This is a genomic window from Trichocoleus sp. ST-U2 (assembly GCF_039961875.1).
Classification (GTDB): Bacteria; Cyanobacteriota; Cyanobacteriia; order Cyanobacteriales; family FACHB-T130; genus FACHB-T130.
The window spans coordinates 64,378-86,386 of sequence record NZ_JAMPJY010000003.1 but is presented as its reverse complement, the minus strand read 5'-3'; the positions used below and the strand labels follow the sequence as shown (position 1 = coordinate 86,386).

The window sequence follows — 22,009 nt, the reverse complement described above, 5'->3', positions numbered from 1 at the left end:
GTAAATATACTTAAGACGGAAAGCAGGCGAGTTGAGTCGGATGCTGCCAAATCAAATTCAAGCATCAATCAATTGCCAAAATCGATAAGGGGAATAGGGAAAGAAGAAGCATTTTCCTTTTCCCCTTCCTCTTATTTTTGATGCTCATAAATTAATGGTACAAAAACTTAAAAACCAAGTTCGGCAATGGCGCGGGCTACTGATTACAGCTCCGATTGTGGCTTGCACAGTCATCGCTACAAGTTCTTTAGGCGTACTGCAAATATTTGACTTGGCGATATTGGATCAATTTTTTCGCTGGCGACCTCGCGAACCAATCGATCCCCGTATTGTAATTATTACTATCAATGAATCAGATATTGAAAAGGTGGGACGATGGCCTATTTCTGATGCTCTGTTAGCTGAAGCGATCGCAAAACTGAAAGTTCAGCAACCCAGAGCCATTGGCTTGGATATTTATCGAGATTTGCCAGTCCCTCCTGGTCATCAAGCACTGGTGAAAGTATTTGAATCTACGCCTAATCTAGTGGGTGTCGAAAAAGCGGTAGGAAATCCGGTTGCTCCACCCCCAGCGTTGAATCGTCTGAACCAAGTGGGACTCGCGGATTTGGTGTTAGATGCAGATGGCAAAGTCCGTCGAGGGTTGCTGTCTATTAGAACATCTGATGGTAAAACCCATCTGAGCTTAGGCGCAAAGCTGGCTTTAATGTATCTGGAAAAAGAAAAGATTAGCCTCCAGAGCATTGGTGCTAATAAATTGCGATTAGGGAACGCTGTATTTACCCCATTTACGGGAAATGAAGGCGGTTACGTTCGTGCCAATTCTGGTGGGTACCAGATTTTGTTGAACTACCGGGGGATGTTAGAAAATTTCTCCACGGTATCGATGACGGATGTTCTAGAGAACCGCATCCCGCCCAATCTTTTACGCGATCGCATTGTCTTAATCGGCGCAATCGGCTCTAGCTTCAATGACCTTTCCTTCACCCCTTATAGTAGTAGTCTCTTTGCGACTCCCAAACGATTACCGGGCGTCGTCATTCATGCCAATTTAATCAGTCAAATTTTGAGTGGTGCTTTAGAGGGTCGTCCTTTGATCCAGGTTTGGTCTCAACCAAAAGAAGCCTTATGGATTTTGGTCTGGTGTTTGATTGGTGGTGGAGTGAGTTGGACGTTACTTCGCTTCAACCCCTTGAAACAGAATGTTGCTGCCAGATGGATTGTCTCTGGGGTTAGCATTTGCTTAATCGGGGGAATTCTGACAAGTGGCAGTTACCTAGCTTTTTTAGCCAGCTGGTGGCTCCCTGTCGTTGCCCCGCTAATCGGCATGACTGGCTCTGCGGTTGCGCTTATCGCTTATCGCAGTCTGGAAGACCAGCACATAGCAAACCGGGAGCGCAAACAAGCAGAAGCCGCGCTGCGGGAAAGTGAAGCGAAGTTTCGCCATCTCGCGGAAAATGTACCAGGCGTAATTTTCCGGTACATCCTCCATCCAAACGGCAGCCATGAGTTTACTTACATGAGTTCTGGCGCTCGTGATATCTATGGATATGAACCAGAAGCGATCGTCCAAAATCCTCAGATTGCCTGGAATGCGGTGCATCCCGATGACCTGCTTTTGCTAAATGAAACCATCCTAGTTTCTGCTAGAGACTTGCAGCCTTGGTACTGGGAAGGTCGCATTACCTCGCTTTCTGGTGACTTGAAATGGGTGCAAGCCACTTCCCGCCCGGAACAGCAAGCCAATGGTGACATTATTTGGGATGGCTTGCTCGTTGACATCACCTGGCGCAAGCAAGCAGAACATCTGCTTGCCGACTACAACCGTACTTTAGAAAGCCAAGTACAAGAGCGCACTGCTAAACTAGCCCAAACCAATGCCCAGCTAGAGCAGGAGATTGCCGAACGAAAGCAGGTAGAAGCAGCCTTGCATCAGAATGAAGAACGAATGCAGGCGCTTTTGAGCGCGATTCCCGATGCAATGTTCCGGCACCGGATAGACGGCACTTATTTAGACGTAAAAGCAGGCGAAGAAGCCTTTCAGATGCTGCCTGAAGCTTTAATTTGCAGAAACTTATGGGATTTACCGTTGCCCGAACAGGTTAAAAATGACCTGCTAGAGTATTTTCGGGTAGCAGTTGAAACCGGAGAGCGACAAACCTACGAACACGAGGTGGAAAAACCCGATGGCATTCACAACTACGAGACACGCATCGTCAAAAGTGGTGCTGATGAAGTGGTTTGTATCGTGCGAGATATCACAGAACGCCAACGTTTCACGGCTGCTTTAGAGGAAAGCGAAGAACGCTATCGTTCAGTCGTGACAACGATGGCAGAAGGCATTGTTTTGCAGGATGCCAACGGTGTTATCCATACCTGTAACGCCAGTGCTAACAGAATTCTCGGCTTGTCTCGCGAGCAAATGATGGAACGAACTTCCCTCGATCCCAGCTGGCGAGCCATTCGTGAAGATGGTTCGCCCTTTCCAGGGGAGGAACATCCAGCAATGGTGACGCTACGAACTGGCGAACCTTGCTCTGATGTAGTAATGGGAGTTTACAAGCCAGATGGTAGCTTAACCTGGATTTCTATTAACGCCCAACCTCTATTTCGGGCTGGCGAATCTCTGCCGTATGCAGTGGTATCTTCATTCGCGAATATTACGGCTCGCAAACAGGCAGAACTGGCATTAAAAGAAAGCGAAGCCCGTTTTCATGGGTTCATGGATAACAGTCCGGCGGCTTCTTGGATCACGGATGAAAATGGGCGAATTGTTTTCTCTAGCAAAACCTACCGCCAGATACTCCAAATCCCAGAAGGCTATGTAGTTGGAAAAACTGTTACAGAGCTTTATAGCGATGAATTCGCGCAACAGTATCTGGAAAACATTCGGAAAGTCATCCAAACGAATCAGTCAGTAGAGGCGATCGAACAAGCTCCCAGAACGGACGGCACAATCGGGGATTTTCTGGTATACAAGTTTCCGCTGGCGAACCTCTCTGGAGAACGCCTTGTTGGAGGTGTGGCGATTGACATCACCGAGCGCAAACGGGCAGAGCAAGCGCTCAAAGAGAGCAACGAACGTTTTCAGCTAGCGGCATCGGCAATTAAAGGATATGTTTACGACTGGGATCTGAAGCAGAATATTGTTCTGCGGACGCAGGGACTCTATGAAACCAGTGGATATCGTCCCGAAGAAGCCGGACTCACAGGTCAGTGGTGGGTTGATCGCGTCCATCCGGAGGATTTGCCGCAGGTTTCGCGAACGTTTTCCCAGGCGATCGCTCATCAAAATGAGTATATGCTTGAATATCGGTTCCGTCACCGAGAAGATCGCTACACTCACATGGTGGATTATGGGGTGGTTGTGCGAGGCGCAGACGGACAGGCACTTCGAGTTGTGGGTCATGCTATCGATATTAGCGATCGCAAACGAATAGAAGAAGCTTTACGGGAGAACGAAGCTCGCTTGCGAAGCCTTGCCGATAACCTTCCCGGTGCGGTTTTCACCTACACTTACTGTGCTGACGGCAGACATTTTCTAGACTACATCAGTGAAGGGTGTGGCGAACTTTTAGGGATTTCCGCTCACGAGGCGATGGAAAATTTCTCTGCCATATTAGCTCGATATCACTCAGAAGACCTCCCTGGTTATAACGCCGCTTTAAAAATCAGCCTCGACAATTTAATGCCTTTCTATTATGAGTGGCGGTATCTCCACCCAGATGGGAGCGCTCGTTGGCTGGCAGCTAGCTCTCGCCCGGAATCCCAAGCTGATGGCAGCATAATTTGGCGGGGGGTACTTCTAGATATTAGCGATCGCAAAATTGCTGAAGAAGCTCTTCGGCAGCAACAAGAGTTCCTGCGAAAGGTAATTGATAATGACCCCAACACCATTTTTGTAAAAGACTGGGAAGGACGCTTTGTGCTGCTTAACAAAGCTGCTGCCAAGCTCTACAACACGACTGTCGAAGAACTGGTGGGTAAACGGGATGTAGACTTCCATCCATTCTTAGAGGATGTTGAGCATTTCCTCCAAGAAACCCGCTCTATCATTGAAACGGGTCAAGCCTTATTTATTCCCGAAGAAAAAGTGACAGGCGCAAATAACAAAGATAAGTGGTTTCAGTGGCAAAAGATTCCTCTGCATCCACCTGCAAGTGATAAAATCTGCGTTTTGGGAATCGGAGTCGATATTACCACTCGTAAAATAGTAGAAGCTGAACTTGAACGAGCCAAAGAAGCCGCTGAGGCTGCTAACCGCGCCAAAAGCATCTTTCTCGCCAACATGAGTCACGAACTCCGAACCCCCCTCAATGCCATTTTAGGCTTTTCCCACCTCATGAGTCGTGCCCCCAATCTTTCAACAGAACAGCAAGAAAATCTCACGATCATTCGTCGCAGTGGAGAACACCTGCTGACACTGATTAACCAAGTCCTTGACCTATCCAAAATTGAAGCTGGACGCATGACGCTGAGTGAAAATAACTTCGATCTTTACAGTTTGCTAAATGATGTCGAAGCGATGTTTTCTTTGAAAGCTACAGAAAAGAGCTTAAACCTAAAATTTGATTGTGATGTTGATGTTCCCCGATACCTCCGCACAGATGAAGTTAAGTTGCGTCAAGTGTTGATTAACCTACTAAGTAACGCCGTTAAATTTACCGATTCCGGAACAGTCTTAGTTAAAGTGAAATTAGGGACAACAAATTCCGAATTTCCTTCTTTGTCTCCCCTTTCCTCAATTATTTTTGAAGTTTCCGATACGGGAGCCGGTATTGCTTCCGAAGAACTTGACAAAGTATTCAAACCTTTCGAGCAAACAGCCGCTGGTCAACAAGTACAAGAAGGAACTGGCTTAGGATTGACAATTAGCCGTCAATTTATCCATTTAATGGGAGGTGAAATAACCCTCATTAGTGGTGGCAAAGTTTTCACTCCTGGAACCCCCATCAGGGAATTTAGTGAGGATGCAAGTGCTTTATTTGCAAAAGGAACAACGTTTAAATTTAACATTCAAGCAAATATTATCGCTGCCAGCGAGATTGCAATCCCCCTCCAAAACCGCCGCGTTATTGCACTCGCACCCCAGCAACCTCGCTATCAAATACTAATCGCAGATGATAGCGATTTTAATCGCCAACTGCTGCTTAAACTCCTCCAGCCTCTTGGCTTTGAATTACTAGAAGCCTCTAATGGCAAAGAAGCATTAGAAATCTGGGAACGTAGTTCACCTCATCTAATTTGGATGGATATACGAATGCCGATAATGGATGGCTATGAAGCCACTAAACAGATTAGAAAGCGAGAGAATCAGAAACCTTCAGTTCAAAAGACATTAGCCAATTCTCGTACTGCGATTATTGCCCTGACTGCCAGCGCCTTAAATGAAGATAAAGCATCTGTTATTGAAGCTGGCTGTGATGATTTTATCCGCAAACCTTTTCGAGAAGAAGATATTTTTAATGCTATCCACAAGCATTTAGATGTCTCTTTTACTTATGAGGAAATGACTGCTACATCTGAGAAAGAAATACTAGAACTGCCAGCCTTAAATACTGCCGACTTGGCTGATTTACCTAAAAGTTGGTTAGAAGATTTATATCAGGCTCTTGTTGAGGGAGATTTAGAAATTATCGCTACACTGATTGAGGAATTGCACCCCAAAAATGATGTGTTGTCAAAAACTTTAATGACATTAGTTAATCAATACCAGTTTGAGCAATTGTTGATATTGATTCAATCTGTGAAAGACTTATAATCCGATGGAAGCACCTATCGCCAGACCTAATATCCTAGTAGTTGATGATAATCCCGCAAATTTAAAACTTCTCTTCCACATCTTATCTGAAAAGTCTTACAAAGTGCGAGTTGCACCTAGCGGTCAACTCGCACTCAACGCTTGCAATTCAAATCCTCCTGATTTGATTTTGCTTGATATCAATATGCCAGAAATGAATGGATATGAAGTTTGTCAACGTCTAAAAGCTTCTCAGAAAACTCGCGACATTCCAGTTATTTTCATTAGTGCTTTAGATGATACGAATAACAAAGTAAACGCCTTTACAGTTGGTGGTATTGACTATATCACAAAACCTTTTAAACGTTTAGAAGTATTAGCCAGAATCGAGAATCAGCTACGCATTCGAGAGCTAAAAATGCAACTAATAGAGCAAAATAAGTTATTGCAAGAACACCTAGATTCACGGCGAAAAGCAGAAGTTGAACTTCGTCTTTTACTCGCAACAACTCAAGCGATTAGTCGCAAAAATAATGTTCCTTCCGTGTTACAAGCTGTACTGCGCTTAGTTGGGATAACAATTCAATGGGATTATGGTGAAGCTTGGTTGCCCACCGAAGATAATAATATTTTAGAATGCAGTCAGAATTGGTATTCTAGCCACGCTAGTTTCTGGGATTTCAAAAAACAAAATAGAACAGTTGCCTTGGCTCCTAATCAAGGGCTGCCAGGTAAAATATTTGTTTCTAAAAAACCAGAATGGGTAGAAAAGATTCTAAATTCCGGAGATTTGCCGATTTTAGGGGAGGAAATAGGAAATGCTAGTTTAGCATCTGCTTTTGGAGTTCCCATTATACTAAACGAACGAGTATTAGCTATTCTGGTTTTCTATAAAAAAGGTTCGGTTCCGATTAATTTACATACCATTAATTTAGTAACCGCAGTAGCTACACAATTAAGTCCTTTAATCTATCACAAGCAAACTGAAGAAATTCTCAGAATTACTCAAGAACGCTATCACAGTATTGTTGAAAATGCAGTAGAAGGAATTTATCAAACAACACCTTGCGGGCGTTATTTGAGCGCTAACTTAGCACTGGCGAAAATTTATGGGTATGAATCTCCAGAAGAATTAATAAACAGTAGTCAAAATGTTGAAGAACAACTTTATGTTAACTCGAATCGACGGCGTGAATTTATAGAAGAAATGAATTCTAATCATGCTGTCAGGGGATTTGAGTCTCAAGTTTACCGCCGAGATGGGACAATTATTTGGATTTCTGAAAACGCGCGTTCAGTCTGTGATTCAAAAGAAAAACTTCTCTATTATGAGGGAACGGTTTCTGATATCACAGAGCGAAAATTGGCTCAAAAGCAAACAGAAAAACTTTTATTAAATATATTACCTAAACCAATTGCCGAGCGGTTACAACAAAAGCAACAAGTTATTGCCGATAGTTTTTCTGATGTTAGTGTTTTGTTTGCTGATTTAGTAGGGTTTACTAACTTTGCATCCACAAAGACTCCAACTGAACTCGTAGAAATTCTCAATCAAATTTTTATTGAATTTGACTTATTGTCTAATCGACATGGATTAGAAAAAATAAAAACGATTGGAGATGCATATATGGTAGTAGGAGGACTACCAATACTAAGAGCGGATCATGCCTCATCAATTGCCAAGATAGCGTTGGATATGCAAAGTTTTATTGCTAGATTCAATACCCAAATTAATGAAAAGTTCAGTCTTCGTATAGGAATTAATATTGGACCTGTAGTTGCTGGAGTAATTGGTTTAACAAAATTCAGCTATGACTTATGGGGAGATACGGTGAATGTGGCTTCCCGGATGGAATCAAGTGGGATTCCTGGTCAAACTCAGGTCACGGCTGCCGTTTACGAACGCTTAAAAGAACAGTTCCTTTTCCAAGAACGAGGGACTATTTCAATAAAAGGGAAGGGGGAGATGATGACTTATCTGTTGATTGGTCAAAAATAACGATAAAAACACTTTATGGATCAGGGTCAAGATTTAAAATTAAAAGAGAAAATACTGGTAGTAGACGATACTCCAGCAAATGTTAGTTTGTTAACTAAAATTTTGTCAAATCATGGATATAAAGTGCGTGTTGCTCTGAGTGGTAAGCTAGCGCTGCAATCAGTTCAGGCAAGCCCTGCCGATTTGATTTTGCTCGATATCAAAATGCCGGATATGGATGGGTATGAAGTTTGCCGACAGTTGAAAGCCTCAGAGCAAACCTGTAGTATCCCAGTTATTTTCATCAGTGCTTTAGATGCAACCTTTGATAAGGTGAATGCTTTTACATTAGGGGCAGTAGATTACGTCACCAAACCGATTGAGCCAATTGAGGTTTTAGTACGAATTGAACATCAATTACGGCTGCGTCGGTTTCAGTTACAGATGCAAACTCAGAATACACAATTACAACTTTTACTGACTACAACTCAAGCAATTAGTTCTGCTGCTGATGTAGAAGAAGCATTAGAAGTCATTTTAATCAATCTTTGTCAAAATCTCGGTTGGGATATTGGGGAAGTATGGATGCCTTCCTCGAAGAGGACTGTACTTGAATATTGTCGATGTTGGTACCAGGATATCCGTTTTGATGAATTTCGACGCCAGAGTGAGGCGTTTCGTTTTTCTCTTGGGGAGGGATTGCCAGGACGAGTGTGGCTGTCCCAACAAGTGGAATGGATCGCAGACATAACGCAGGAGAACTCGACCCTTTTTCTGCGGAGTCAAATTGCCAAGCAAGCGGGACTTAAAGGAGTCTTAGGAATTCCAATCGCCTTCGACCATCAAGTGCTGGCAGTTTTGATATTTTTTCATGAGCAGGAAATCACGCCGGATGAGCGATCGCTCCAACTCGTCAATGCAGTCGCGACCCAATTAGGCTCAATGATTCAGCGCAAGAAAGCGGAGGAAGTGTTGCGACAACAAGCAGCACGGGAACGGCTAATTGCTGAAGTTACTCAACAAATTCGCCAATCGCTGAATTTAGACGAGATTCTGGATGCGACAGTCAACAGCATTCGACAGTGTTTGCTTTCGGATCGGGTGGCTATCTACCAGTTCGCAGCTAACAATAACGGCACCTTTGTAGCAGAATCAGTTGGTAAAAACTACCCTCAAATGTTAGGACAGACTGTGAATCCATCCTGGATTCAAGAATGTTTTAGCACCTTTTTTCAGGGATTCCCAATCGTTTTGAACAACATTGAAAAGTTTAATTTTACAGGTGATGGGATTGAGTTTTTCCAACGCTATCAGGTCAAAGCTGTTGTAGCAATGCCGGTTTTGAAAGAAGAGCGTCTGTGGGGGTTACTGATTGCTCACCAGTGTGCTGCTCCTCGTGACTGGCAGCCATTTGAAGTGGATTTGTTGTCTCAGTTGGCAAATCAGGTAGCGATCGCAATTCATCAATCCCAACTCTACCAATATGTGCAGTCTGCCAATCGGGAACTCCGGCAACTCGCTAACCTAGACGGCTTAACTCAGATTGCGAATCGTCGCCGATTTGATGAGTGTCTGAATACTGACTGGAAGCGACTAAGACGCGAACAAGCACCGCTGTCTTTGATTTTGTTAGATGTAGATTTTTTCAAACGCTACAACGATGCTTACGGTCATCTGGCAGGGGATGATTGTTTGCGGCAGGTGGCTGGTGCGATTAAAAGTGTTGTCCGTCGTCCAGCGGATTTAGTGGCGCGATATGGTGGAGAAGAATTTGCCGTAATTCTTCCCAATACTGATATTGAAGGAGCGGTTTTCGTAGCAGAGGCGATTCGACAGGCAGTCAGTAACTTGGCGCTTCCCCACAGTCAGTCTAAAGTGTGCGGCTATGTAACCGTCAGTTTAGGCGTGGCGAGTAGTGTACCCAATTTAGAACTGTTGCCGCAACATTTAATTAATGCGGCTGATGCGGCACTTTATGCAGCCAAAAAAGAGGGGCGCGATCGCGTAGCGCGAGTGTAAGCACTCGGTTTTTCCTTTCTTTGTATGCAACTCCTGACTCAAAATCTCTAGAGAAGATGTCAGCGAAAACAACTGTTCTGAGAGGCTTTTTCTAGTTCGACGAGCAATTCTTCCTCAAGGGGTGCGATCGCTAACAGAGGATGTTTCAAGTCTCCCCATTTCTTGCCAGCTCGCATCCCATACAGGGTGATAATTTCCGGGATTTGTCTTGAGACCAGCACCCGCGCTGGAGCCAGCTGTCCTAAAAGTCGAGCTTGTCGATAGTGGTGCGATCGCATCAAAGCATCATCTAATCGTTGCGCGATCGCATCGGGTGATTCTTTGGCAGTGTCGAGCAAAAGAATATAACGATCCACCGGCTTTCTGACAGGCACCAAACTCTTGAAAAACGTTTTTTCTAGCGCCAAATCCTCAATGACAGAACGCACGAATTCAGAATGCAGCTTCTCACCCACGAGATCGCTTGTCGCCTGATTTCTCCCCAAAAATTCCAGACACGGCGTTCCTTGATAAAAGTGGCTGACGCGCACGCAATCGCCAATTCGGTAGCGGTATAATCCCCCTTTCTGAGAAATAATTATCTCGTAGTTAATCCCCGCCACAATCTCGTGGAGTCGGTGGATTTTCCCCTCTCCATCCTCAAACTCAAAGAACACCTGATCGAGCATCGGAACGCATCCCTGTGCCTGAATCAGGGGAATTGTCATCGGTGCTTCGGTAGCGAGGAGGCCTTTTCCCTGCACCATGACACCCGGAAACAGCGATCGCAAAAACCCTGCACCATCCGCAGCATTCGCGCTATCCCAGCAGGAAATAAGCTTCAATTCTTGCCAAAGCAGCTTCCACGGAATCTCTGGCTCCAAGAGGAGTTTAGAGCGCTTTGCTGACATTTTGTTTTTGAGTTCTTTCCACAGTCGTACTCGATGCGTCTGGATGTAGTCGAGTTGTACGCGAAGGAAACTTGGACTCCAAATCGAGATAACTTCCAGATTTTCTTCGAGTAGGAGTGCGTGGGCAAGTTTCTCCTTGAATTCCTCTGCGTTGCGAAGGCGATTCAATCCGGGAGGAGAAACCAGAAAAGGACGAAGAAATAACATTAACCATTCGTCCAGATACTCCGAATCATCCTCCAATGCGACGGGAATGCTATTTGGGCTTGCCGTATCAAGCCGGGGAGAGATGCAGAAGTATATCTTACCCGTAGAAAATCCTGGGCCATGCTGAATCAGATCATGTGCCCAAACACAGAACATCTGGTTAAAGGTAGCTCGAAGAGATTTGGTGTAAGGAATGGATTTTGCCGAGCCACTACTTCCGGAAGTCTTTTCGTAAAAGAGAATCGATTCTGGTGTCAAGATTGGCTGCTGGGTTGTTTTTTGCCGCTCGATCCACTCTTTGAGATCGTCGTAGTTAACAATCGGAATGCGATGCCAATCTGCAACCGATCGGATACCTAAAAATTTGCCATATTCACTCTTGGCAAGATTGTCTACAATTTCCTCTTGAACGGATTGCTGCGTTCTTTCGGGATTTTCTAGTGCTTGAAAGAAGTGATTGGCGTAAGGGGAAAGAAGCTGTCCGAAAAGCTTGACAATAGGGCGCATCATATCAAATTTGTTTGGAGGATTAATTTGGAACCTCACCCCCAGCCCCTCTCCGTTGACGGAGAGGGGAGCCGGAAGCGGGGTATTAACTGTCTTCGATTGCAGATTATTTGAATTTTTTGTTGGGATAAATGTGGGTAGCAACCGGAACGTAGGTTCCTTCCTCGACTACAACTCCGGGACCAATGTGATTCCAGGCTCCTAGGAAGACGTTACTGCCGATTTTCACTTTTTTGACATACAGCATCAAGTCCTGTTTTCTAGGTTTAATGATGTGGGAGTAGATGCCAACTCCGTGACCGAAAACTGCGCGATCGCCTACCTCAATCAGTCCGCGATCGGCAATTTCTAACTGCGGTGTCCAGTAAACGCTTTTACCAACCTTGGCTCCCCACAATCTCAGCCATAGAGAAAAAGCACCGGGAATTAGGCGTATCAACGTTTCCAGCGCTGGAAACGCAATGTAGATAAGTTGAATCTGATGACTTCCCCACCAAGGTGAATACTCTTTGCTGCCGAGATAGCTGATCCCTTCCTTAACTGGGTAAAAACGCTCGTGGAGGCGATACACCAACAGGGGAAACCCATACAGAGAAAGGAAAAGAGCCGAGATGCTGAAGATTCCTGGAAAGAAGCAGATCCCCAGAAAAGACGCGATCGCAATCAGGATAACTAAGGCGGGAAAACAGGAGAGTATTGTGCCGAGGAAAGTCATAGTGAAATTAAAAATGCTTGCATTAAAAATGAAGAACTCAATTTTTTAATTTTTAATTGCTAATTCTTCCAAGGCCACAGTAGCTTCTGAGTTAAGGTGAGGTTGATTTTGACCCCCAAAGAATCCGGTACGCGATCGCTTTTGTAATACGTTCCGTGCATCCAATCCCAAAGCTTAAAGTTGGCTCCGTAATTGCCACAAACTGATCTGCTGGCGTGGTGCCAAGCATGATCTTGGGGTACTATCAGCAAAGCCGATAGCCAGCGATATAGCCAAGAGTTTGGTGTTGGAGTTATGGTGCTGTGACGCCATAAGTCTAAAGCTGAGCTAAGACTGACACCGGCGATGTACCAAGTGGGATCTTGCAGCAGATAAATAAATAGAGCGTGAACCCATAAGTAGACGATCAAAAAGCTCGTCCACAGGGTATTTCTGGAGGTAGACAAGACATTCATTTCGGTGCTGGTATGATGAACCGCGTGGAGAGACCAGAGCCACCGACTATGGAGCAAGCGATGGTTCCAGTAGTAGACGTAATCCACAAACACGAAGCTCAGCAAGAATGCTGCGACTGGAGGCAGAGCAAGCAAGGCGCGATCGCTGGGTAGAAGATAGTGGTACAGATGGTAAACTACTGTGAGCTGAAGAATTGGGATGAGAACACCCTGAAAAAACAGACCAACAGCATCTAAAATCCAGTCCTCATAGGTTCTCATTCGCAAGGCGGTAAAACTGCGCTGATTCGCCACAGTCAGCGTCATTAAGACCGCAAAAGTAAAGAATACTCCCATCGCTAATCACTCAATTTAGGGAATGTTGCCTGATATTGAATCGTCATCATTTGGAAGCTCATCCCCAACCTCTCTCCGTTAACGGAGAGGGTGCCAGAGTGTGGGGAGAGGTTTGTCTATTCCTGGGTCATTTCCCTCGTGAACAAAGGGAAATTAGGATTTCTTTCTCCCCGTTAACGGGGAGGGTTGGGGTAGGGTTACAAAACCCGCCTCATTTCCCTCGCTAAGGAGGGGAAGTAGGATTTCTCCCTCCCCGTTAACGGGGAGGGTTGGGGTGGGGTTCCGGATTCCCAGTGATTGATAAGCATTGATAGACTCCCACCGATTAAACCCAAAAGGTTACTTGAACAGACTTATCCAAGAGAGTTCTAGGATCTTCTCCTGCTTCAATCTTGCTCCGAATCGATTCCACTAGGACGTGGATTGTGTCAGCTGGCGTATTGGCAAACTGGGTGCCGTACTTTTCGATTACCTCTTGCTGAATACCAAGCGCTTCCACATCCTGACGGATAATATATTGGGCAGTCCAGCGAACAAACGGACGCGCAATCTTGTTCCAAATGCCGTAGTTAAAAGTTACGTCTGTATAAACGAGAGTTGAATCCTCCGCTTCCGGAATCGACTGGCTGGTAATAAACAGCCTTCTTTTCGGTGCCATATCATATTCCACGCTGGTAACGTTTGGCATATGGAAGCTATCCGTGTGCCGAATCTCGTAACCTTTGCGATTCAGAAAGCGCGTGTACCAACCGAGGTTAGTCGTTTCGTTGCGGTATTCTGCGAAAACTGAGCCGTCTCGCCTTTCTACCATCATTTCCAGCTTTTGCTTGCGAGAGGTGCGAAATACCCCAGGGTGAACCGAGGCGGTGTGAGGAATATCGATAAAATTTTCCGCACAGTTGGTAACGTTGTTCCGAAAACGGTTAATAACCCGTACCGTCTCCCATCCAGGCTTTCCGTAGTAAGGCATTTGAAAAGGCTCAAACTCCTCACTCGGCTTTTGTGCCAGCCTCACATAGACATATCCATCCTGCTCTCTGGTGTCATAATGCTGAGTGCGACGAGCATGAGTCACCTTAAAGTCTTCTCCCTCTGCGGGGACAGCAACTACCTTCCCAGTTTTGTCATAAACCCAGCCGTGGTAGGGACATTGGAGCGTTCCCTGACAGACTTTTCCTTTAGAAAGACGGCTATTTCTGTGCATACAGCGATCGCGCAACGCCACCGGCTTTCCGTCATCTCCTCGAAAAACTGCCAGCCATTCCCCCAAAACCGTGCGTTCTAGCACAGTATTCGGCTTTAGTTGTTCGCTGAGTGCCACAACATACCAGAAATCTTCAAATTTCACTAATCCTCCACAATAAATTAAAAATTAACAATAAGAAATAGAAGATTTTTTGGCTTCATTCTTTATTATCAAAAGCAAAGATTTCAAGGTCACTGCTGAGATCCAACTGACAAGCCAACCTTACTTGATTATTTCCTGGTGCTAGAGTTTCCAACACCTCCTTTTCATCTTCACTTGGAGCAGGAATCTTCCCTTTTATAACTACAAGGCACGTCCCACAAATCCCGGTACGACATCCAAAGAGTACCGGAGAATTTTGCACCGTCAGATGCTCCGAAAGATTAGAGTGCTTCTCCAAGGTTAGGGGAGAATAATCTGTCCCTGGAAAGCGGATGATACAGCATTGCTCATTCATATTTAATTCAAAAATTGGAATTAAAGCTTAATTTGCTAACAATAAAAATAATAACTAACCTCTTCTTTCTCTTCTTCTTCCTTCGCGTACTTCGCGTCCTTGGCGGTTTGTAAACAAAATTTTATAGCTAACAAAGTTACTATATTTAAAACCGTTTATTTTGTAATATCAAAATCTTTAGACCATACAGAAGCTTCAAGTTGATTTACATAAGACATATACTTAACTAATGGCGTATCAATACTCAGAATTGCATTGGGATTATAACGAATATTGTCATAAATTTGTCCATCTTCCCCTTTCAAAGCATAGTATCCCAGACGGGTAAACAAGAGTAATAGTTGCGTCACCAACCAACCAAACAATCCTGTTCTTTTCTCTGCCACATAAATCGGTTGAATACGAGTTCTTCCAGGTGCAATTGGAGTATAGGCGTAAATCATGTGCAGTGAAGGAAAAAGCCGAACATTCTTCATCATCGTTAAAAGTCCGATACAGCCATCCGCATACCTCATAGAATACTCATAAGTATCGCCGAGAATTTTTCGTCCCAAGCGTTCTCTCCGAGTAGTTTTAGGAAACTCCCCTTGAAGGGTAAAATCTATCACATTGCCAGATTGATTCTGATGCAAGGATAGATTCATATTGATATCTACTTTGTGAACAGTTTGTAAATGTTGAGCATCAATGCCATTCATCATACAAATGTGATGATGACAACTCCGCTCAAATGCTTTGTCGTATACTGTTACAATTGATTTGCCTTTAAGTTCATCAAATTCTGCTACACCTTCTGGTGCTTTTGAATCTGGATATACCCAAATTAAACCGTATTTTTCATCAGTAGCATAAGATTGAAGGCGAGCTTTTTCAGGAATCGCTGATTGGCAGGGGATATCTTGACAGTTTCCTTCTCCATCAAATGCCCAATGGTGGAAAAAACAGCGGATCGAATTTCCATCAACACGCCCAATTCCTAAATCGGTTCCTAGGTGAGGGCAATAGGCATCTAAAGCGCGAATTTCCCCATCTTGTCCGCGAAAGATAACAATTTTTTGTCCGCAGATTTCTAAGGATTTTGCTTTGCCTTGAGGAAGTTCTCGGCTAGGACAAGCAATGTACCAGCCTTTAGCAACAACATCCCAATTATTAAATGTTTTCATTTTTAAGAGAGGTTGTGTATTTTGATTTTGTAACTGGTTCATATCAAAAATGAGGGAATATCCACTGTTATTTGTCAAGCAGGGAATGGGTACGAGTTTTGGTAGCCCCAATTACCAATTACCTATTGCCTTCTTTTGAGTAGCGAGGTACTGGGGAATAGAATTAGCAGCCATGATGGACATCTCCCGGTTACTTGCCCAAGCGTAGTCAACTTTTTCGAGGTAAACTTTGTAGGAATCCATCGCTTCTGTACGGGTTTTGTAGCTGAGGTGCAGCCCTTCAGATTCCTCTGTGAAGCACAATCGCATCATTTCTTTGGCTTCTGGGTCGCTCATTCCAAAAATAGGCGATCGCAACACCTCGTAAATTGCCGAATAGAGGGCGGGGTCGTACCAAAAAATCCCGTTAATTGCAACGGAAAAATGATAGTGATCTCTCTGACAGCCGCGTATCCCCAAGTTTGCCACTAGCTTCTCAAAAGCAGTTGGCGGCTTGAGGCACTTCACCACGTCATGGGAGAGAATCGTAGAGCTGTTAAAGTGAAAGCTCTCATCCATGAAGTGATAAAAGGAAATTTTCGAGGGAATGGGAGCGTTTTCTGAGTTGGGATGTTTTTGATAGTAGTTGCTGAGCTTATGCTGTACCAGCTTACCGTTTAGCGTTCGCAGACCCCGAACGGTGAAGTATTGGCAAGCCAGAAAAGTATTGCCTGCTGACAGCATTCCAAAGCTTTGCAACTGGAGCTTTTTCCACCACGTCTTGAGAGCATTGGTGTCCGCAAAAATCATTGTTTCTGCAAATGGCCCGCGCATAGGATAGCTGAAGACGCGCTTGCCAAAAAGCTGTGCTTCCACCTCGCTAGAGATTTTTCGGAAGGCGCTGATATGTGCTCTTTCCTGAGCAGATTCTAAGTCGAGGGTATCGCAAACTAGGCGGAAGTCCTCCTGGGCGTAAAGTCCGGCGGCGCTAGTCTGATTAAAGTAAATCGTGGCAATTTCTGCGGAAACGATCTGCGAATAGTAAGCCACCCAATAAAGTTGGTTTAAGATTACTCTTTGGCTTACGCTCGCTTGTTCCCACAGCGGAGTTCCGTAGAGTAAGGAAAATTCTTCCGGATTCCAATACTCATTTTTGCAGTCTTCATATCGGAAAGATGCTGCGGCTTCGTCGAGCAGTTGGGTATGATCCTGCTGTTTATTGCGCGTGTGGTTGATCTGAAGCTTGCGATAGACTTTTGAGTTCTCTAGAAGGGTGTTCCCTTTGGTTTCGTTAATCTGAAGTTGCTGGTCAACCTTTGGGTCTTCTAGAAGCATGTTGTCTTTGGGTTCGTTTAGTGTTTTATTCATACGCATTTTTCTGCGGGGAAAGGCTGGAACGCCCCCCGATCCTCTAGTTCTTGAACGATAATTCCCGCCTCTTCTCCCCGCATCAGGGAACGCAGGAGATTGAGACGGATTCCGCTATGAGTCTCTGTGTCGAGTTCCTGGAAGATATTCAGCTTTTGTTGGCGGGACAAATGACCCTTCACTTGCTCAATGGCAGTGACGACGCTTTGAGGCCCTACCCGAACCATCTGCAAAAATAGGGCTAGGGTTTCGATGATGGTGGCTCGGCTTGTTTGGGAGACAGACATCTGGTTGAACAGAGTGACTCCGGTGCCGTGGTGACGGCTCTCGTCTTGCAAAAATCCCTCGAATATCCCAGCTAGCTGAGGATTTACACAGTCTTTGGCGAGACTTCTGTAATGGCTCAAACCCCACCCCTCTAGCACTACCTGAAGCACAAATAGCAGGACTGTTTTATCCTGGGTTTCCACCAAATCTGCCAGGAAGCGCAAGAAGGGGTCGTCTGTCCCCAGGAGGTGTTTTTCAGGCAAAAAATGACTAATCTGGGCAAGGTGAGTCACTTCGTCGGAGCTGAAGAGTGCGTAGAGCATTCGCTCCTCGGTGGTTTCTGCCAGCAGCACCATTTTTGCCATGTAACCGACTCCGGCTTTTTCGATGAAATAGGCTTCTTCTATGAGTCCGCTACTGCATCGCCGCAGGATTTCTGCTTGCTCTTGTTGGCTAGAATCTTGGAAAATCTGGACTTTCTCAAGACTAAAGTGAGCGGCGTCCCAGTAGGAATTGCTCATAAGTTCTGGGGAAATCGGCTCTTCACCCAGCCGACTCTTCAAGGCTGAGGAGAGTACGCGATGCAGCTTGTCGTCAGATGGGATATGGGGCAAATCGAAGCCTGCTGTTTTTTGGTATTGATTCATCGGCTTTGTCTCCCCATAAATAGCCGTCGATAAATCATTTTTGATAACGGTAGGCGCAACCTATCTGGCAAGATTTGTTGATAAATATGGGTAAAATGGGCATCCCAGCCGACTCGACGGCGGAGTTGGCGATCGCTTCCTTCGGCAATATCAGCAACCCGTTTGGCGACCAGATGCGTATTATCCTGAGCCGTTGAGATAACTCGCTGATTCAGCCTCCGGTAGTTTTCCGTCTGGATTCGATAAGTTTCAGCGTTTCCTTCCCCCCAACTCATATTCTTGCCATTATTCGTCGTCTTGCTGGCTCCAGGTTCTACCAAGGCGACACGAACCCCGTGGGACTCAAGCTCGTAATAAAGACTCTCTGCTAAGCCTTCCAGAGCATACTTGCTGGCGCAATGAGCCGAGGTTAAGGGAAAGCCGGTAAAGCCGAAAGTGGAGGAGATAAAAATCAGGGTTCCTTTCGCTTCGCGAATCAACGGAAGCAAAGCGCGAGTCAGGAACACCGCACCAAAAAAATTTACCTCAAATTGACGGCGGATTTGCTCCTCGCTCAGATCCTCCAAAGCGCCGTAGAACCTATAACCTGCATTATTTACCAAACAATCCAACTGACCAGTTTGGCGAACTGCCTCAACTACGGCATCTCGTTGACTGGGTTCGGTGATTTCCAGGCTGAGAATCGTCAAGCGATCGCTATATTTCTCTAGGGATTCCGTGAGGATTTCCCGTCGCTGCGGTGCGTTCCGCATCGTACCAATGACGTGCCAACCCCGCCGAAGAAACTCATCAACCATAGCCCGACCAAAGCCGGACGAACAGCCTGTAATCAATACAGAACTCATCTCGCCTCCGTGGTTAGGGAGACAGGACTGAGTGCTGAGGACTGAGGGCTGAGTGCTGAGGAGGGAGGACTGAGGACTGAGGAGGGAGGACTGAGGACTGAGGAGGGAGGACTGAGGACTGAGGAAGAATTCTCCTTTACCTCTCGGCTTCCCTGATCTTCTGCTGCGAGAATTGGGGAGTCCTGCACCTCCTTTCCTTGCAGGGAATGGGGTTGGGGGGTTAGGACTGCCTTATCCAAATCATATTGCCGCTGCTCCTCCTCCGGCAAAGCCGCCTCCCAAGTTCCCCAAGCGATCGCTCTCTGTTTCTCGACGTGCTGGATGAACTGGATAATCGACTTATCCTCTTTCGTCGGAGTCTGAAAGTCAAACTTAATCGTTTGGAAAACTTGGGTGTCTCCTTTGGCAAAGTAATTGCCCACCATCTTCGTCAGCCAAAGCACGATCCGGTTAAACATCCAGCCGAGTACACCCGGACGTTTCTTAGTAATTAATAAAGTCTGTCCTTCAGTTTTTCCGGCTTCGGTGAGGCGAAGGGCAAACATGATATAGAAGTGGAGAAAGTCTGGCCCAAGTGTCACCGTGCCAGTGCTGCCGTACCAGTAGCACATACTATAAGTAACTTCATTTTTATATAAGGGGCGGATTAGTTTTACAAACAGAGATTCGTCCCCTCCCCGCGTGGTGTTACTGAAGGCGATCGCGTTTTCGTCTTCCTGCTTCTCAAACACAATTTTCAGTGGCAGGTTGTGAACGGTATTGAAGTGTTGGGCGTCGATAGCGTTGATCATCACCACATTGGGGTGACAGTTCTTCACGAAGCGAGACGCGATCGCTGCATCGCATTCTTCGTCTTTGAGTTCCGGAGGGCACGGTAAAGGCTGTCCTGGCGTTTCCCCCGTCCAAACCCATACCATTCCGTACTTTTCCGCCGTAGGCCAACTTTGCACCTTCGCTGGAAGCGGCTTTTCCAAACACGGAATATCGATACACTTTCCCACTTGGTCATACTTCCAATTGTGGAAAAAACAGCGAATCCCGTTGCCTTCGACTTTTCCTTCGGCAAGGTGTGCGCCCACGTGCGGGCAATATGCATCGAGAGCGATCGCTTTCCCGTCCTCCCCCCGATATATCGCCAGTTCCCTCCCCAAAAGGGTTACAGGCTTTACCTCACCCACTTTGAGATTTCGAGAGGGAATTGCCCAGTACCATCCCTCAATGAAACAATCGGGATTGTTAAAAGTCCTGGTTTTGCGAAGAGAATTAGACGCTTGCAAATTAAGATTCACCATAATTTATATAGTAGTAACGTTCAAAACTTCACGCCTGCGTGAATGTGCCGATCTAGAAAGCTTGACATAGGGAAGTTCCCCCCCTCCATCCACCCCTAAAATCAGTTTGGGGTTCCTATTTCTTTATTACACTAAGAATTTGCAAAGCTCTGGAATTTATGACTTAGTTTAGTAAATTTTTGTTTCAATCTAATTTAAGTCATTCAATATTTCATTAAGTAACATCTAAAAATTGTTCAACCTTTAGTTCGTCTTATAGTAGCCTGCGTTTAGGGTTAGAAATTTAAGACTTATTTATAGAGTCTTCTTCTCTTCCCTCTCTTTCCTTCGCGCCCTTCGCGCCTTCGCGGTTCGTAAAAAAAGAAAATTTTCCAACTTCTTTAGCACTACCCTATGAAATTTCAATCATTTATAAAAAACTCTTTAGGGTCGAAAAGATTAGCCGAAAGAGTGTATCAACGTGCCCAACGAGGCGTACCCGCTTACAAACAGTTTTTAGAAACTCAAGGAATTAAAGCACGAGTTCCATTTAACCAGCTACCTTTGTCAGACAAAAAATCCTATGCTTTAGCTTACCCATTCGAGGAATTGCTGGCAGATGATGCTGATAAAATTTATGCGATCGCTCGTTCTTCCGGATCATCCGGAAACTCATTTTATTGGCCTATTCTAAAATCAAATAGCCGTTTTGTCGGTCTTAAAACCCGGATATTTCTGGAACGAACCTTTGCTGTACACAAGAAAAAAACGCTGGCAATTGTTGGACTTAGCTTAGGAAGTTCTCTCGGAGGAGTATCGTTTTCCTGGGCGTTAAATAATATGGCAGCGAATACGCCTTATCCTTTCTGGGTATTCTGCCCAGGTATCCAGCAAGATGATATTATTGAAATGATCTGCAAGATGAACCAATTGGTAGATCAGATTATTCTATTGATTGTACCATCTGCGATCGCGCATCTTCATCTAAAGGCAAGTGAGCAAAAGCGATCGCTTCCATTAGAAAAATTAAGATACATCGTAATTGGTGAACCTTTTCCAGAAAGTATCCGCACTTCTTTGCAAAATCGGGCGGGGATAGCAGAAGATATTCCATTTATGTTTTCCATGTACGCCAGCGCCGATACTGGGGGACTGGGAACTGAATCTCTCGCTTCGATCGCTTTGCGAAAACTACTGTATCGTAACCAGAAACTTGCTAATTCGCTAGGTCTAGAATCTCCCATTCCTCACTTCTTTCATTTCATTGCTTCTGACACTTTTGTGGAACTTGTTGATGGTCACTTTTGCGTGACTCGTTGGCAAGGAATTCCGCTAGTGCGCTACATTCTCTACGACCGTGTTGCGTTATATAGTTGGAGCAAATTAAGAAAAGCAATTCTTACTTCGGACAAGCTAGATTCTAAGGATGAAGCTTTAGTTAAGATTATTGCAAAATCTAGCCCTTGGCTTCCAAATATTTTAGCAGTCACGGGTCGCTCAGATAGTTGTTTAATTCTTTTAGGGACTAATCTGACCGAATATATGTTGGATGCAGCGGTAAAATGCGAAGAACTCAACGATATTCTCACCGGACTATACCGCGCCCGAATTGTTTACGAAGAAGATCAACAGTATCTAGAGTTCGATTTGGAAGTTCGGCAAGGCGTCACATCCGATGAAGCAGTAAGCGATCGCGTCTATCACTCTTTAGTAAAAACATTAGGGCAAGTTCAACCCGAATTTCTTGATGATTGGAAGCGCGTTTTTAGCGCTTGGGACAACGTTCCGAATAAACGTATTCTCCGGCTGAATTTTTTACCTTGGCCTGATTTATCTCAGAACACAGAGAACACTATCAAACAAAGAGGAATTGTTAATCAGTAATTATAAAGGATAAAAAAATTTACCCTCATCTTTAC

At 45.0% G+C, this 22,009-nt stretch carries 13 protein-coding genes and 1 pseudogene; 4 read left to right on the top strand and 10 right to left on the bottom strand.

The genetic code is table 11. The features are described from left to right. The first annotated feature begins 154 nt into the window (after positions 1 to 154). The 3 genes from NC996_RS02810 to NC996_RS02800 are packed head-to-tail and all read left to right on the top strand — an operon-like array spanning position 155 to position 9,737. Complete coding sequence (locus tag NC996_RS02810; RefSeq protein ID WP_190681522.1) at positions 155 to 5,761, top strand: PAS domain S-box protein; 5,607 nt, start codon at positions 155 to 157, stop codon at positions 5,759 to 5,761. A 4-nt stretch (positions 5,762 to 5,765) separates the two neighbouring features. Then, positions 5,766 to 7,739 (top strand): adenylate/guanylate cyclase domain-containing protein, encoded by a 1,974-nt coding sequence (locus NC996_RS02805; protein ID WP_190681519.1) that lies wholly within the window; start codon positions 5,766 to 5,768, stop codon positions 7,737 to 7,739. 15 nt (positions 7,740 to 7,754) lie between these two features. Next, positions 7,755 to 9,737 (top strand): diguanylate cyclase, encoded by a 1,983-nt coding sequence (locus NC996_RS02800; protein ID WP_190681516.1) that lies wholly within the window; start codon positions 7,755 to 7,757, stop codon positions 9,735 to 9,737. Positions 9,738 to 9,796: 59 nt separating this feature from the next. On the opposite strand, the gene NC996_RS02795 is transcribed toward NC996_RS02800, so the two are convergent. The 10 genes and pseudogenes from NC996_RS02795 to NC996_RS02750 all read right to left on the bottom strand — a co-directional run. Further along, positions 9,797 to 11,341: a GH3 auxin-responsive promoter family protein gene (locus NC996_RS02795; protein WP_190681785.1), complete on the bottom strand. Its 1,545-nt coding sequence runs from the start codon at positions 11,339 to 11,341 to the stop codon at positions 9,797 to 9,799. A 106-nt stretch (positions 11,342 to 11,447) separates the two neighbouring features. Next, positions 11,448 to 12,056, bottom strand: a complete 609-nt coding sequence (locus tag NC996_RS02790) for an acyl transferase (RefSeq protein WP_190681506.1) — start codon at positions 12,054 to 12,056, stop codon at positions 11,448 to 11,450. A 59-nt stretch (positions 12,057 to 12,115) separates the two neighbouring features. Further along, the gene (locus tag NC996_RS02785; protein WP_190681503.1) at positions 12,116 to 12,847 is read right to left on the bottom strand and encodes a sterol desaturase family protein; all 732 of its coding nucleotides are present in this window, start codon (positions 12,845 to 12,847) and stop codon (positions 12,116 to 12,118) included. A 325-nt stretch (positions 12,848 to 13,172) separates the two neighbouring features. After that, complete coding sequence (locus NC996_RS02780; RefSeq protein ID WP_190681500.1) at positions 13,173 to 14,195, bottom strand: Rieske 2Fe-2S domain-containing protein; 1,023 nt, start codon at positions 14,193 to 14,195, stop codon at positions 13,173 to 13,175. A 55-nt stretch (positions 14,196 to 14,250) separates the two neighbouring features. Then, positions 14,251 to 14,550 carry a 2Fe-2S iron-sulfur cluster-binding protein gene (locus tag NC996_RS02775; protein ID WP_190435637.1) on the bottom strand — a complete coding sequence of 100 codons (300 nt, stop codon included), beginning with the start codon at positions 14,548 to 14,550 and terminating at the stop codon, positions 14,251 to 14,253. A gap of 155 nt (positions 14,551 to 14,705) precedes the next feature. Then, positions 14,706 to 15,755, bottom strand: a complete 1,050-nt coding sequence (locus NC996_RS02770; RefSeq protein ID WP_199302815.1) for an aromatic ring-hydroxylating dioxygenase subunit alpha — start codon at positions 15,753 to 15,755, stop codon at positions 14,706 to 14,708. Positions 15,756 to 15,824: 69 nt separating this feature from the next. Then, positions 15,825 to 17,027 (bottom strand): P-aminobenzoate N-oxygenase AurF, encoded by a 1,203-nt coding sequence (locus tag NC996_RS02765; RefSeq protein ID WP_199302820.1) that lies wholly within the window; start codon positions 17,025 to 17,027, stop codon positions 15,825 to 15,827. 29 nt (positions 17,028 to 17,056) lie between these two features. Beyond that, complete coding sequence (locus tag NC996_RS02760) at positions 17,057 to 17,974, bottom strand: ferritin-like domain-containing protein (RefSeq protein ID WP_190681497.1); 918 nt, start codon at positions 17,972 to 17,974, stop codon at positions 17,057 to 17,059. Then, positions 17,971 to 18,819 (bottom strand): SDR family oxidoreductase, encoded by an 849-nt coding sequence (locus tag NC996_RS02755; RefSeq protein ID WP_190533089.1) that lies wholly within the window; start codon positions 18,817 to 18,819, stop codon positions 17,971 to 17,973. Before NC996_RS02755 ends, NC996_RS02760 begins: the two co-directional genes overlap by 4 nt. Positions 18,820 to 19,094: 275 nt before the next feature. After that, positions 19,095 to 20,111: pseudogene (locus NC996_RS02750) on the bottom strand (aromatic ring-hydroxylating dioxygenase subunit alpha); the annotation flags it as partial. A gap of 393 nt (positions 20,112 to 20,504) precedes the next feature. Between NC996_RS02750 and NC996_RS02745 the strand changes: the two are divergent. Next, complete coding sequence (locus NC996_RS02745; RefSeq protein WP_190533082.1) at positions 20,505 to 21,974, top strand: hypothetical protein; 1,470 nt, start codon at positions 20,505 to 20,507, stop codon at positions 21,972 to 21,974. The last annotated feature ends 35 nt before the right edge of the window (positions 21,975 to 22,009 follow it).

What these genes read in the sequence shown, in the direction of transcription:
- NC996_RS02785 (WP_190681503.1), bottom strand. Translation starts at nt 12,847, where the DNA reads ATGGGAGTATTCTTTACTTTTGCGGTCTTAATGACGCTGACTGTGGCG.
- NC996_RS02795 (WP_190681785.1), bottom strand. Translation starts at nt 11,341, where the DNA reads ATGCGCCCTATTGTCAAGCTTTTCGGACAGCTTCTTTCCCCTTACGCC.
- NC996_RS02745 (WP_190533082.1), top strand. Translation starts at nt 20,505, where the DNA reads ATGAAATTTCAATCATTTATAAAAAACTCTTTAGGGTCGAAAAGATTA.
- NC996_RS02765 (WP_199302820.1), bottom strand. Translation starts at nt 17,027, where the DNA reads ATGCTTCTAGAAGACCCAAAGGTTGACCAGCAACTTCAGATTAACGAA.
- NC996_RS02775 (WP_190435637.1), bottom strand. Translation starts at nt 14,550, where the DNA reads ATGAATGAGCAATGCTGTATCATCCGCTTTCCAGGGACAGATTATTCT.
- NC996_RS02755 (WP_190533089.1), bottom strand. Translation starts at nt 18,819, where the DNA reads ATGAGTTCTGTATTGATTACAGGCTGTTCGTCCGGCTTTGGTCGGGCT.
- NC996_RS02760 (WP_190681497.1), bottom strand. Translation starts at nt 17,974, where the DNA reads ATGAATCAATACCAAAAAACAGCAGGCTTCGATTTGCCCCATATCCCA.
- NC996_RS02790 (WP_190681506.1), bottom strand. Translation starts at nt 12,056, where the DNA reads ATGACTTTCCTCGGCACAATACTCTCCTGTTTTCCCGCCTTAGTTATC.
- NC996_RS02770 (WP_199302815.1), bottom strand. Translation starts at nt 15,755, where the DNA reads ATGAACCAGTTACAAAATCAAAATACACAACCTCTCTTAAAAATGAAA.
- NC996_RS02800 (WP_190681516.1), top strand. Translation starts at nt 7,755, where the DNA reads ATGGATCAGGGTCAAGATTTAAAATTAAAAGAGAAAATACTGGTAGTA.
- NC996_RS02805 (WP_190681519.1), top strand. Translation starts at nt 5,766, where the DNA reads ATGGAAGCACCTATCGCCAGACCTAATATCCTAGTAGTTGATGATAAT.
- NC996_RS02810 (WP_190681522.1), top strand. Translation starts at nt 155, where the DNA reads ATGGTACAAAAACTTAAAAACCAAGTTCGGCAATGGCGCGGGCTACTG.